Annotated in this window: 8 protein-coding genes and 1 rRNA gene; 3 read left to right on the top strand and 6 right to left on the bottom strand. The window is 37.3% G+C overall.

The features are described 5' to 3' along the window. Positions 1-147: 147 nt before the first annotated feature. The 3 genes from LB465_RS17600 to era all read right to left on the bottom strand — a co-directional run bounded on the left by LB465_RS17600 (position 148) and on the right by era (position 5,370). Complete coding sequence (locus LB465_RS17600) at positions 148-2,910, bottom strand: TonB-dependent receptor (protein ID WP_224471232.1); 2,763 nt, start codon at positions 2,908-2,910, stop codon at positions 148-150. 105 nt (positions 2,911-3,015) lie between these two features. Further along, positions 3,016-4,323, bottom strand: a complete 1,308-nt coding sequence (gene der, locus LB465_RS17595; RefSeq protein WP_224471231.1) for a ribosome biogenesis GTPase Der — start codon at positions 4,321-4,323, stop codon at positions 3,016-3,018. A 165-nt stretch (positions 4,324-4,488) separates the two neighbouring features. Continuing rightward, on the bottom strand, positions 4,489-5,370 hold the full coding sequence (era, locus tag LB465_RS17590; protein ID WP_224471230.1) for a GTPase Era: 882 nt from the start codon (positions 5,368-5,370) through the stop codon (positions 4,489-4,491). Between the two features lie 355 nt (positions 5,371-5,725). Here era and LB465_RS17585 point away from each other — a divergent pair, with 355 nt between their 5' ends. Both LB465_RS17585 and LB465_RS17580 read left to right on the top strand, forming a co-directional pair. Continuing rightward, complete coding sequence (locus LB465_RS17585) at positions 5,726-7,270, top strand: SulP family inorganic anion transporter (RefSeq protein ID WP_224471229.1); 1,545 nt, start codon at positions 5,726-5,728, stop codon at positions 7,268-7,270. Between the two features lie 36 nt (positions 7,271-7,306). Next, the gene (locus LB465_RS17580; protein WP_224471228.1) at positions 7,307-8,737 is read left to right on the top strand and encodes a TonB-dependent receptor; all 1,431 of its coding nucleotides are present in this window, start codon (positions 7,307-7,309) and stop codon (positions 8,735-8,737) included. 294 nt (positions 8,738-9,031) lie between these two features. On the opposite strand, the gene LB465_RS17575 is transcribed toward LB465_RS17580, so the two are convergent. Both LB465_RS17575 and LB465_RS17570 read right to left on the bottom strand, forming a co-directional pair. After that, positions 9,032-10,978, bottom strand: coding sequence for a M1 family metallopeptidase (locus tag LB465_RS17575; protein ID WP_224471227.1), 1,947 nt, complete (start codon positions 10,976-10,978; stop codon positions 9,032-9,034). 148 nt (positions 10,979-11,126) lie between these two features. Then, positions 11,127-11,582: an RNA methyltransferase gene (locus LB465_RS17570; RefSeq protein WP_224471226.1), complete on the bottom strand. Its 456-nt coding sequence runs from the start codon at positions 11,580-11,582 to the stop codon at positions 11,127-11,129. A gap of 119 nt (positions 11,583-11,701) precedes the next feature. On the opposite strand from LB465_RS17570, the gene LB465_RS17565 reads away from it, so the two are divergent. Then, entirely contained in the window at positions 11,702-12,532 is an 831-nt protein-coding gene (locus LB465_RS17565) for a universal stress protein (protein ID WP_224471225.1), read from the top strand. A gap of 129 nt (positions 12,533-12,661) precedes the next feature. Here LB465_RS17565 and rrf read toward each other — a convergent pair. Then, positions 12,662-12,744: ribosomal RNA gene (rrf, locus tag LB465_RS17560) — 5S ribosomal RNA — on the bottom strand; the annotation flags it as partial.

Below are 12,744 nucleotides of genomic sequence, written 5' to 3'. Positions count from 1 at the left end.
TGGTGGATGGAAAGGGTATCAATCTCAAGGTCCACCTGGAGTAATCGTTCTAAAAAGAGGAATGGAAAGGTTCAACTATATTATGGAAGGGTTAGAACTGGCAAAAGATGTGTACACACGGTAGCTTTAGAAGGAGGGGAGCAAATCCTACCTCCCTCTCCTGTTATTATTCGGATCTTTTCCTCCGAACTTGCTTATTTTATACGTAAAACTCAGCATAAAATATTGTTCTAAAACAAGCTCTTGTGTATCCTGGATAAAATCGTCTCCCGTAAACCTTCGCGTTGCAATGTTTTGATCCAGCAAGTCGAATACTTTTACTTTTAGAGTTCCATTATCTCCAAGGATTTCATAGCCCAAACTGGCATTCCATAAGTAGAATGAATTGTCAAACCCCGGGGAAGCATTTCCAATAGACTGATAGGCAATATCACTTCCTATCACAAATTTTTCAGGCCAAAAAGAGGTTAACGCCAAAGAAATATTCTGATTCTTATAATTCTCCTCCCTGTTATTAAAACTGTATTCAGCATCTACAAATTCAACGCTATAAAAAGGTTCAATAGTTACTAAATCCCTGAAATTATATTCTACTCCTAAATTAGGAGTTAGATTAAGGGTTTTAGAGATAAAACGTTGCTCGTTGGTAAATCCAACATTTCTATTGTAATTTCCATAAACTCCTCCTCTAACTTTAATAGAACTTTCTTTTTCAAGTTCAAAAGTTTTATCAATATTTCCACCCCCAAAATAATTATAGGCCCCATCTACGTTGGTATATGTAGTGGTTCTCACCAAATCCTCGTCTACAGTGCTGCGTGTCACCACCTGATCGTCTGTAAAGTTCCCTCCTAAATATGCGTAAAAACCAGATCGTGTTTTAAAATCGAAATTATTAAAGTTGAAATAAAATCTATGTCTTAAAGCCGGTCTAAGATCTGGATTACCGGTAATAATATTCAACGGATTTATAGTGTTGGTTACCGGCTGCAATTGATTTAAAGAAGGAGCATCCCAGGAATTGCTGTAGTTGAAATAAATAGCTTTTCCCTGTGACAGATTATACCTGAAATAAGCATTAGCAAAAAGATTTTCGTAGGTATTATCTATAGAAGTTTCTGTAAAAAGATCTTCATTTTTAAGTCTTATACTTTGAAAACCTCCGGAAACACTTGCTCTTAATTTCTCACCATTATAAGCAAGTCCCAAACTTGGGCGGTGTGTAAAAGATTCTGATACAAAATCGTTGCTTAATTCATTATCCAATAGCGTATAATCGCCTTCATCGTTTGCGTCATACACCAAGCGCTCATTTCGACCATCTTCTTTATCAAAATTGTAGCTTACATCAAGCATTAATTCTTCGGTAATAGGAAAACGTGTGCTTAGATCAAGCCCGTAATTGTTATCCTTATTTTCTTCGGAAATTAACTGATCCTGAATATCGGTATTTACCAATTCGCCTTCCTGATTGTAAATCTCTCTTTCGGAAAAGAAATTGTTATCCTGCGAACGAGTGTTATTTTGGTTATTGAAACCTAAGCTATAATACCCTCCATTCTCACCAAATTTGCGAGTAAAATTTAATCGGTTAGAAAAGTTAACGCTGTGAACCTCCGAATAATTATCGGTTAAAGCGGTGTTTATTGGCGTACCATCTTCGGCAACAGATTCGGTAAAAGATTGGTTAGAAGAGCGACCGTTGTTAGTGTTTATATTCGGTCTAACAGAAATTCTGGTTAAGGTATCAGGCTGAATCTCGAATCCTAAATTAAAACGGTGATTATTATTCACCCGATTACCACTGGATTCAGAATTATTAAAGAACCTCCTGTTAGGAAGAATATTCTCTCTTTGGGTTCTGCTTTCGGTAATGTTATCGGCACGGCTGTAAAAATAATTAGAAGAAAGTTCGGTTTCCTGTGGCCATTCGTTTACAAAACTAAATCCGGCATTATCAGATTTTGTAATCCCGTTACCTGTTCCAAAGTTACTTCCGTTAATACTGAAATTCCCACCGCGATTTCTGGTAATGGAATACGCATTTCGGCCCATGGCGTCATAAATTTCATCAAATGAAAACCCGGAAGAATTTATATTATTCGAACTCGCCAAAAGACTTACCCGCATATCGTTTTTAAAATAATTCCCGATTCCGCTTAATTCATAACGTTCGTTAGTTCCACCACCGGTAGTAAGCCTGGAGAAGAATCCGCGGTTCTTATCCTCATCTATGGTAATGTTGATGGTTTTATTTTCAGCATCTCCTTCTTTTCCGGTAAATTCTTCAGATTTGGTTTTGCTGTCTACCACCTGAAGTTTATTAATCAATTCCTTCGGAAGGTTTTTAGTAGCGATTTTTGGATCGTCGCCAAAGAATTCTTTTCCGTTTACTTTAATTTGCGAAACCGGTGTCCCATTAACAGTGATACTTCCATCTGTAGCAACTTCCACTCCAGGCAATTCCTTCAGCAATTCTTCAAGATTTGCATCCTTTCGTGTTTTAAAAGAAGCCGCATTAAACTCCAACGTATCCTTTTTAATAGTTACCGGAGCGCGCGAAGAAGTAATAGTAATTTCATCCAAAGAATTATCGGCCACCTCCATTTGGATAGTACCCAAATTGATAGTTTCCTGAATTTCCACACTCTGACTGTGGGTTCTAAAACCTGCGTAAGAGATCAATAAATTGGCAGTTTCAAGTCCGCCATTTCCGGAGAGTTGGAATCCTCCCGAATTATCTGAAATAGTATATGTTACCAGACTACTATCTGCAGGTTTTTCCAGGTAAACCGTCGCTGATTCCAGCGGTTCCCCTTTCGGGCCAGTTACTTTACCATTAATTTCGAAATTTTGGGCGGTTAGGTTTCCTGCCAGGAAAAGCAAGGCAAGAGAAAGGAGAATTCTCATTTAGAGCATAGGTGTTAAAAGTTGAATAAATCAAGACAAAGCAATGCCTCACTAACTATATTGGTAGTTAGACTCTCAATTTGTTACAAAGTTTAACAGAGAATTCTATTTTTTTCTAAAATACACTGAAATAGGCACCCCTGTAAGATCAAATTCCTTCCTCAACTTATTCTCTATAAAGCGTTTGTAAGGATCTCTTACATACTGTGGAAGATTACAGAAAAACGCAAACTGAGGCTGTGGCGTAGGTAATTGTGTACAGAATTTAATTTTTACATACTTTCCTTTATAAGCCGGTGGCGGATTTTGCTCAATTATTGGAAGCATAATATCGTTAAGCTCGCGGGTTTTAATTTTCTTGCTACGGCTTTCATAAACCTTTACAGCGGTTTCTATTGCTTTAAAAATTCGCTGCTTAGTCAGCACCGACATAAAAACAATTGGCACATCGGTGAAGGGTTCTATTTCGCGCCTAATCATTGCTTCAAATTCCTTCATGGTATTGGTTTCCTTATCTTCTACCAAATCCCATTTATTAACAAGAATTACGATTCCTTTGCGGTTTCTTTGTGCCAGCCAGAAAATATTCTGCACCTGCCCGTCAAATCCACGAGTGGCATCTAAAATCACCAAACAAACATCACAGTTTTCTATCGCACGAACAGATCGCATCACTGAGTAAAACTCAAGATCTTCCTTAACCTTGGCTTTTCTTCTAATCCCAGCGGTATCTACCAGATTAAATTCAAAACCAAAACGGTTGTATTTGGTATCCATAGAATCGCGGGTAGTTCCTGCAATGTCTGTAACTATATAACGTTCTTCACCAATTAAGGCATTGATAAACGAAGATTTTCCTGCGTTGGGGCGGCCAACTACGGCAAACCTTGGTAATTCGGTTTCTTCTTCAGCTTCATTTACGGGAAGCGCTTCGATTAAAGCATCGAGTAGATCTCCGGTACCGCTTCCGTTTGTACTGGCAATAGGAAAATATTCCCCAAGACCCAGTGAATAAAATTCAACCGCATTTTCCAGTCTTTTATTATTATCTACCTTATTTACTGCTAAAAGTACAGGCTTGTCTACCTTTCTAAGCAGTTCCGCCACATCCTCATCCATAGGCGTCACGCCACTTTCTACATCTACCATAAAAATAATAGCATCGGCTTCATCGATGGCAAGTTCTACCTGTTTGTCTATTTCAGCTTCAAATATATCGTCACTTCCAACAATATAACCACCGGTATCTATAACGGAAAAATTACGCCCATTCCAGTCAGATTTTCCATAATGGCGATCGCGGGTTACCCCACTAACCGAATCTACAATCGCCTCGCGGCGTTGAATTAATCGGTTGAAAAAAGTAGATTTGCCAACATTTGGTCTTCCTACAATGGCTACAATATTGCCCATAACATTTTATTCTTTAATCCCTCATTGAGGTTTTATTCCCCCATGTAAATACAGAGAATATAATTGTTTGCAAAATTAGTGTAAAAATTCGGGTTTACCCGAAACTTAGAAAACGGAAGTTTTCTAAAAGGAAAATCGAAGTTTTATAAATTCCTTCCGGAATAATTATTCGTTATATCCAAAACGCTTCAGCTGGCGTTGATCGCTTCTCCAGTTCTTGTTCACCTTTACGTAAAGCTCCAGGTGAACCTGTTTTCCGAAGAATTTTTCAAGATCTTTCCTGGCTTCAACTCCTACCCTTTTTAAAGCGGCACCTTTATGACCAATAATGATCCCTTTTTGAGTTTCGCGCTCTACCATTATCACGCTTCGCATTCTAATAATTTTCTCTTCTTCGAAGAATTCCTGGGTATCGATTTCAACCGCATAAGGAATTTCCTTTTTGTAATGCATTAAAATCTTTTCACGAATAATTTCGTTTACAAAGAAACGTTCGGGTTTATCGGTAAGCGTATCTTTTGGATAAAACGCAGGAGATTCTGGTAATAATTCAATAATTCGGTTAAAAACTTCAGCTACATTAAAACCTTCCAGCGCCGAAACAGGGAAAATTTCAGCATTTGGCACTTTTTCAGTCCACATTTGCACCTGATTCTCCAGTTCTTCCTGGTTAGATTTATCGATTTTATTAAGCAATAAAATAACCGGAATATCGGTTGAAATTATCTTTTCAAAAAAGGCTTCATCTTTAAGCTCCTTTTCACCAATTTCTACCATATAAACCAGAACATCGGCATCTTCAAAAGCAGACTTCACAAAACCCATCATAGACTCCTGCAACTCGTAAGCCGGTTTTATAATTCCCGGGGTATCACTAAGAAGCATTTGGAAATCTTCACCATTCACAATTCCTAAAATACGGTGGCGAGTGGTTTGCGCTTTAGAAGTGATAATAGACAACTTTTCTCCTACAAAAGCATTCATAAGGGTAGATTTTCCCACATTTGGGTTCCCTATAATATTTACAAATCCCGCTTTATGTACCATGTTGATAATTTTTATGCTACAAAGGTAAGACGATTAGATAACAGATATCTCCTTTTGGTTTAAATTTATTTCTGAAATAGATTTTCTACTAATTTTCTAACAAAATTTTTTTGTAATTTGATAATCAGAGAGCTTCATATTGTGAAAGTATTAAAAATTCCAACTTAAGCTGCTGTATACTTTTCTATTAAAAATAATTAACTAATTTTGCCGGCTCTTATGCAACAAAGAAGAAACATACAATCCTCACCACTTACTCCGCCCTAGGTAGTTAAGTGCAGCCTTCTTGTATATTCTGAAATTAATTTTCTGCGGAAAAAATCCGCTTTCCAATATCTATTAAAACTATATTCTGATGAATAAAATCTTCAACCTGTTTGATTTTTCACAAAAAGTAGATTACAAAAATGAAGTACTTGCCGGGCTTACTGTAGCTTTAGCATTAATTCCCGAAGCAGTAGCCTTTGCATTAATCGCAGGGCTTTCGCCTTTAGTAGGTCTTTACGCGGCCTTTGTGGTTGGTTTGGTTACCTCTATTTTAGGAGGTCGTCCCGGGATGATCTCTGGTGCGACGGGCGCTGTAGCCGTTGTTATAGTTGCTCTAGCAATTTCCCATGGTGCTGAATATGTTTTTGCCACCGTAGTCCTGGCCGGCCTAATTCAAGTATTGGCGGGAGTTCTAAAACTTGGTAAATTAATTAGGCTGGTGCCGCATTCAGTGATCTTTGGGTTTGTTAATGGTTTGGCGATCATCATTTTTATGTCGCAATTAGACCAGTTTAAAGCTTTAAACCCAGTAACAGGCGAACTGGAATGGATGACTGGCGCGCCAATGTACACTTACCTTGGTTTGGTTATTACCGCAATTCTAATTATCTGGTTATTGCCGAAACTCACAAAAGTAGTTCCTGCTACCCTTATAGCAATCTTAGTGGTTTTTGGTATTGTTGCTGCATTTGGAATAGAAACGAAAACAGTTGGAGATATTGCATCTATTAAAGGTGGTTTCCCTCCATTTCATATTCCAATGGTGCCTATTAACCTGGATACTTTAATGCTTATTCTTCCTTATGCCGCAATTATGGCCGGGGTTGGTTTAATAGAAAGTTTATTAACTCTAAATATTGTTGACGAAATTACTGAAACACGTGGTAGCGGAAATAAGGAGTGCGTGGCACAGGGAACTGCCAATGTACTTTCAGGATTTTTCTCCGGGATGGGTGGTTGTGCCATGCTTGGGCAAAGTTTAATTAACGTGTCTTCCGGAGCAAGAGCAAGACTTTCAGGTATTGTTGCCGCAGTGTTTTTATTGATCTTTATTATGTTTGGCTCTTCAGTTATTGAATTACTGCCAATGGCTGCCCTAACTGGCGTTATGATTATGGTTGCGGTTGGAACCTTTGAGTGGGCTAGTTTAAGAACCTTTAGAAGAATGCCCAAATCTGATATTCTGGTAATGGTTTTGGTAACGGTGGTAACTGTAATTCTTCATAACCTTGCTTTAGCTGTTTTAATTGGAGTAATTATTTCAGCGCTTGTCTTTGCCTGGGACAATGCAAAACGTATTCGTGCAAGAAAACGTATTGATGAAGACGGAGTAAAGCATTACGAAATTTACGGGCCGCTTTTCTTCGGATCTGTACAGGCTTTTAATGATAAATTTGATGTTTTAAACGATCCTGAAGAAGTAATTATAGATTTTTCTGAAAGCCGCGTGGTAGATATGTCGGGGATTGAAGCCTTAAACAAGCTTACCGAGAGATACCATAAACAAGGCAAAAAACTTCACTTGAGATACTTAAGCCAGGATTGTCGAAGATTACTAAGCAATGCTGATGCTATTATAGATGTAAACATTTTAGAAGATCCAACCTATAAAGTTGCGGTAGATAAGGCTTAAGTTTCTTAACTTTATACTTCAACTAAAATACACACGATGTCTATAATTGCTGAAGGAGAAAAGAAGTTTGAAGAAATAACTTCTGTGCAGAACAAGGCGATGCGCCTTAATCTAAATGAAAATATATACGGAACTTTTGCTGAAATAGGTGCAGGGCAAGAAACCGTGCGCCATTTCTTTAGAGCCGGAAATGCTTCCGGGACTGTTGCAAAAACCCTAAGCGCCTACGATAAAGATTTTAGTGACGCTATTTACGGGATTGAAGATGACGGTCGCTATGTTACCGAAGAACGCTTAACCAGTATGATGCGTTACGAAACGGGTCTTATTGAAGAACGTATTTCCAGACTGAAGCATCCCAATAAATTGTTTTTTAGTTATGCCAATACTGTAGCAACTATAGATTGGGCAAAAAAATATAAAGGTCACGGTTGGCTGGGGATTCGATTTCAAACCAAACCTGGTGAAGATTATAGCGAGATTGTACTACATGTGCAGTTTCACGAAAATAATGCTTCACACCAGCAAATAAGCCTGGGGGTAATGGGTGTGAATCTGATTCATGGAGCTTTTTATCACTACGATAATCCTAAAAAATTACTTAAACATTTATTTGATCATCTCACCACCGATAAGATTGAAATTGATGCTATCAATTTCACCGGTCCTGTATTTGAGGATGTAGACAATAGATTAATGAGTCTGGAGTTAGTTAAAAATGGTATTACTGAAGCCATTATGTTCGCTCCCGATGGTAACAACATTCTACCCGCCAGTTTACTTTATAAAAAAAATATTTTAACGCTACGCGGAAGTTTTAGACCGGTTACCAAGGTAAATATGGCGATGTACGAAAAATCGCTGGAACTTTTCCTCAATGAAAGAAAGGTAGACAAAGATAAAACAATAGTTATTTTTGAAATCACCCTTTCTAACTTAAAAGGAGAAGGAGAGATAGACGAACAGGACTTCCTGGATCGTGCAGATTTACTGGGCTCGTTAGGGCAAACAGTAATGATTTCTAACTTTCAGGAATATTATAAGGTGGTAGAATATTTTGGGCAACATACCAAAGAAAGAATGGGTCTTACTATGGGTGTGAGCACCCTTCAGGATATTTTTGATGAAAGGTATTACCGCCATTTAAGTGGTGGAATTCTAGAAGCTTTTGGAAAATTATTCTTCAAAAGCTTGAAGATTTATCTTTATCCACTTAAAGACCAGAAAACCGGAGAAATTATTACCAGCGAAAATTTAAAGGTGCACCCAAGAATGCAGGAGCTTTATCAATATTTTAAAGATAATGGCCGGGTGGTAGACATTAAAGATTATGATCCTAAAACCTTAGATATTCATTCCAGAAAGGTTCATCAAATGATTAGAGAAGGAAAAACGGAGTGGGAAGATATGCTTCCGGAAAGCACCACTAAAATGATCAAAGAAAAAGAACTTTTTAGAGAAAAATAGGTGAAAAAGATTTTCTGATATTTTACCGGGCGCAGTTTACCTAAACTAAGGGAATTGGCTTTATACAGCGTACACAAATTCCAAAATTTTTGCTTCCCGCTTTTTCGATCTCTTTATGAAGAGGAAACCCGACCAATTTTCAGGCGAGAATGGTTTGGTGAGTTTCCGGCAATGAATTATTTCAGCTTTCATTTAAAATTCAGGACAATTTAAAAACACAAAAAGCTATTCAAAATAAATTGAATAGCTTTTTTATATAAAGTATTTATTGCTTCAGGAAAAAATAAATTTCAATTAATCCTGGTAAAAAGAATTTGGCCAGGCATCGTTACCAGAACTTACATCTGGTAAAATTTTATTAGGGTCTAACTCTACATTTTCAATAGATTTATCGGTGCGGTGTAAATAATTCCAGGAATCACCACGTTGCCAGATCTCTACCGGAAGCGTCACATTTTCTGAAGAACCATCTTCGTAAGTGATTTCCATTTTAACCGGCATTGGGATTTCGCCATTGTTACTTAAAGAAATAATGTAATTACCTTCATACTGTCTCACACCATCTAAACCTAAATCTATATTACCCGTACCGTAGAACCATTTTTTAAAGAACCAGGAAAGGTTTTCTCCAGATACATTCTCCATATGATTAAAGAAATCGGCAGGCTGTGGATGTTTATAAGCCCAGGTTTCTATATAAGACTTAAAGGCGTTATCAAAACGCTCCTCTCCTAGAATATACTCTCTCATCAATAATAAGCCAATAGCAGGCTTGTAATAAGCAATCATCCCTAGATTTCTTAAGTTAGAAACATCTGGATAAGTATCTATTCCTTCTCTTTGCTCACTGGTAAACCAGCCTGTCATATTCCTGGTTTTATTTAATCTCGCAGGATATTCTCCGTTATTGAATTCTAAAGTACTGTAATAGTTGATAAAAGTATTAAAACCTTCATCCATCCATGCGTATCTTCTTTCGTTAGTTCCAACAATCATCGGGAACCAGTTGTGGCCAAATTCGTGATCGGTAACTCCCCAAAGCGAAGCACCTTCACTTTTCCAACTGCAAAAGTTAAGTCCGGGATATTCCATTCCACCAATATCAGCAGCAACATTAACAGCAACCGGATAAGGATATTCAAACCATTTTTCAGAATAATGTTCTACAGAAGCTTTAGAATATTCAGTAGAACGACTCCAGGCTCCTTGCCCATCGCTCTCTATCGGGTAAGCCGATTGTGCCATAGCTTTCTTTCCGCTAGGTAAATCTATTTTTGCCGCATCCCATATAAATGCTTTTGAAGAGCCAAAAGCTATATCACGTGTGTTTTCCATCTTAAAATGCCAGGTAAGTGTCCCTTCCTGCTTTGCGCGTAAAGACATATCGTTTATTTCATCAGGCTTGATCAAATAAACAGTAGAATCGCTTTCTTTAGCTCTTTCCATTCTATCTCTTACGGTAGAAGACAATACCTGTCTTGGGTTCTGCAATTCACCCGAAGCTACCACAATATGGCTTGCCGGTGCAGTAATTTTATAATCGTAATCGCCATAATCTAAATAGAACTCACCTGCACCAAGGTATGGTTCTATATTCCATCCTTCTATATCGTCATAAACTGCCGCTTTAGGAAACCATTGGGCTAAAGCGTAAATCGTTCCGTCTTTAACATCCAGTCTTCCCATACGGTCCATTCCTTCTACCGGAATTTTATATTCGAAATTCATAGACACGGTGGCCTTGCCTCCATCTGCAGGGATAGGATCTTGAAAGAAAACCTGCATTCTGGTATCATTTATCAGGTATTCTGAAGAAGAACTTCTTTTCACTTTTGCTTCCAGGTTAGAAATAGTATAACCACCCTCTATATCACCGTTATAACGGTTTCCCTGAATTGGAGTAGTTAAAGTTCCACGAGAGTCTTCGGTGAAACGATTTTGCTCTAAATGCATCCAAATAAAGTCTAATTCATGCGGACTATTATTGGTATAGGTTAGTGTGATTTTTCCCTTTATAGTGTGATCTTCGTCATTTAAGGTAACATCAATATCATAATCGGCTTCATTCTGCCAGTATTCCGGGCCCGGTATTCCAGCGGCAGCACGGTACATATTACCGGTACGATCCATAAATTCATTAAAATCACTCTGGTTGTTTTCTACAACCTCCTGTGCTTTAGCACCGGTAGCAAACATTCCTACCACCGTGAGGCTAAACAAAGCTTTGGATAAGTATCTCATTCTTTTTAAGTTTTTATTGTAATTCGCGCTAATTTAATCAAAGTGATTAAAATTCTTGATAAAAGGAAGCTTATAAAAAGATAGAATTTAGAAAACTTAGACGTATCTCGAAGGGAAAATTTGAAATATGAGTTAAAGTATAAATTCTCTAAAGAATTTTACTATTGCGATCGTACATAATGATACTTCCTGCCACAGAAACATTTAGGCTTAAACTAGATTGAAATTTCACTAAAAAATGCGATTTTTCTATAGCCTGATTTGAAAGACCATGATCTTCGGCTCCCAGTAAATATACACAACGTCTGGGATGCGAAAAGGTCTCGAGTGGCTCAGCATCATCGGTAAGTTCTACTCCTACAAGCATAGCACCCTTTGGTAAATTCGAATAAAAATCCCCAAAAGTTTTATAATGAAAATAGGGCATGGCTCCAACTGCTTTATGAGTATCACAGGCTTGCTTTGCATACCGATTGCCGATAGTAAATATATAGCTTGCGCCCATATTCTGTGCTGAGCGCCAAAGGACACCTAAGTTTTCGGGGGTTTTTCCATTCTGAATACCAATACCGAAAAAACCCTGTTCTAAATTATCTACTTTCATAAGAGCTCAAAAATAAAAAGAATTAAATTTTTTACGGAATTTAGCAATGAATAAACCTGATATTTATCATTTTATATAGCGCTAATGCCCTTTAACTTTATATAAAAATATTCGGCATCATGAAACATATACTCATACCCACCGACTTCTCTGAATCTGCAAATTACGCATCAGAATTTGGAATCGAAATTGCGAAGGCGCTCAATTTTCCAATACGATTTCTTCATAGCATACAAACTCCGGTAGATTGGTCTAAATTAAATCGCCAGGATGAAGCTAAATATCCTGAAACAAAGGAGAGCATTGAAAATGCAAAAGAAGAATTGAAAATCTGGGAGAAAAATGCTCAAGAAAAAGGTGTTGAAGCAGAACATACATTAATCTTTAATACAGGTATGGATGAGTTGAATAATTATGTTAATCCCGAGAAATACGAATTGGCAATTATGGGTACACATGGTACCAAAGGTTTTGAGAAAATATTGGGTTCCAATACTCAAAAACTTATACGCCATTCAAAGGTGCCGGTATTTGCCATAAAATATAAGTTGGATTTGAGTAAACTTAAAAAAGTTTTAATTGCCACTGATTTAAAAGAAGAATCTCAAAGAGCATTTGAAAAAATATACAGAATTCTAGAGAAGCTAAAAATCGAAATAGAACTGGTATATATTAACACACCTTATAACTTTAAAGAAACTAAGGAAATTGACAGTATGGCCAATGAATTTTTAGGAAAAAGTGAAGCTAAAAATTTAAAAACACAACATTTAAACGCTAATAATGAAGCACGGGGAATAGGAATGGCTTTAAATAAACTCAAACCAGATCTCTTTACCAGTATAACACATCAGCGTTCCGGGTTTGATACTATTTTTAGTCCGAGCATTACTGAAGAAATTATCAATAACTATGATCTTCCGGTTTTAAGTATTAATAGAGCAATTTAAATATCACGGCACTTATCTCTTAATCATAATTTTTGATAAGGAAAAATACTAACCAATCAATTATTGGATTAATATCTCACTTTACTTCATAAAAAAACCCTTCATCAAATAATGATGAAGGGTTCAAAAGAAAGGCGGCGACATACTCTCCCACAAATAGCAGTACCATCTGCGCTAACGGGCTTAACTTCTCTGTTCGGAATGGGAAGAGG

The sequence above is a fragment of the Salegentibacter lacus genome (genome assembly GCF_020164555.1).
GTDB lineage: Bacteria > Bacteroidota > Bacteroidia > Flavobacteriales > Flavobacteriaceae > Salegentibacter > Salegentibacter lacus.
Note: the sequence above shows the minus strand (reverse complement) of the source record. Positions and strands in the feature narration are given on the sequence as shown.

Coding starts and splice junctions, on each gene's coding strand:
- LB465_RS17600 (WP_224471232.1), bottom strand. CDS start 2,910: ATGAGAATTCTCCTTTCTCTTGCCTTGCTTTTCCTGGCAGGAAACCTA.
- der (WP_224471231.1), bottom strand. CDS start 4,323: ATGGGCAATATTGTAGCCATTGTAGGAAGACCAAATGTTGGCAAATCT.
- era (WP_224471230.1), bottom strand. CDS start 5,370: ATGGTACATAAAGCGGGATTTGTAAATATTATAGGGAACCCAAATGTG.
- LB465_RS17585 (WP_224471229.1), top strand. CDS start 5,726: ATGAATAAAATCTTCAACCTGTTTGATTTTTCACAAAAAGTAGATTAC.
- LB465_RS17580 (WP_224471228.1), top strand. CDS start 7,307: ATGTCTATAATTGCTGAAGGAGAAAAGAAGTTTGAAGAAATAACTTCT.
- LB465_RS17575 (WP_224471227.1), bottom strand. CDS start 10,978: ATGAGATACTTATCCAAAGCTTTGTTTAGCCTCACGGTGGTAGGAATG.
- LB465_RS17570 (WP_224471226.1), bottom strand. CDS start 11,582: ATGAAAGTAGATAATTTAGAACAGGGTTTTTTCGGTATTGGTATTCAG.
- LB465_RS17565 (WP_224471225.1), top strand. CDS start 11,702: ATGAAACATATACTCATACCCACCGACTTCTCTGAATCTGCAAATTAC.